The organism is Pseudomonas sp. SIMBA_041, from assembly GCF_046535095.1.
GTDB classification, from domain to species: Bacteria; Pseudomonadota; Gammaproteobacteria; order Pseudomonadales; family Pseudomonadaceae; genus Aquipseudomonas; species Aquipseudomonas mucoides.
The window spans coordinates 1-266 of the sequence record NZ_JAWRXJ010000403.1 but is presented as its reverse complement, the minus strand read 5'-3'; the positions used below and the strand labels follow the sequence as shown (position 1 = coordinate 266).

The 266-nt window shown below is 53.4% G+C and carries 1 protein-coding gene; it reads left to right on the top strand.

Annotation, left to right across the window (positions count from 1 at the left end; translation table 11 throughout):
- Positions 1-12: 12 nt before the first annotated feature.
- A partial coding sequence (gene atpH, locus SB725_RS31670; protein WP_410923393.1) for an ATP synthase F1 subunit delta occupies positions 13-266 on the top strand: 254 nt, incomplete at its 3' end.

The window sequence follows — 266 nt, the reverse complement described above, 5'->3', positions numbered from 1 at the left end:
AGGGAGGGGCTGATGTCTGAATTTATTACGGTTGCTCGCCCCTACGCCAAAGCAGCTTTTGACTTTGCCGTCGAACACCAAAGTGTAGAACGCTGGCAGGACATGCTGGCGTTTGCCGCCGAGGTAACCAAAAACGAACAAATGGCAGAGCTTCTCTCTGGCGCGCTTGCGCCAGAAACGCTCGCCGAGTCGTTTATCGCAGTTTGTGGTGAGCAACTGGACGAAAACGGTCAGAACCTGATTCGGGTTATGGCTGAAAATGGTCG